At 55.0% G+C, this 209-nt stretch carries 2 tRNA genes; both read right to left on the reverse strand.

The features are described from left to right. Positions 1–8: 8 nt before the first annotated feature. Positions 9–85: transfer RNA gene (locus ACYP03_RS28560), tRNA-Arg, on the reverse strand. A gap of 32 nt (positions 86–117) precedes the next feature. Continuing rightward, a tRNA-Ser gene (locus ACYP03_RS28565) sits at positions 118–209 on the reverse strand.

Below are 209 nucleotides of genomic sequence, written 5' to 3' on the forward strand. Positions count from 1 at the left end.
TCAAATTATGGCGCGTCCGGGAGGATTCGAACCTCCGACCGCCTGGTTCGTAGCCAGGTACTCTATCCAGCTGAGCTACGGACGCGCAATTGCAAGATTTATTTCTTCAGGAAGAAATGGCGGTGAAGGAGGGATTCGAACCCTCGATACGGGATAAACCGTATACTCCCTTAGCAGGGGAGCGCCTTCAGCCTCTCGGCCACCTCACC

Source organism: Photobacterium sp. R1 (genome assembly GCF_054600795.1).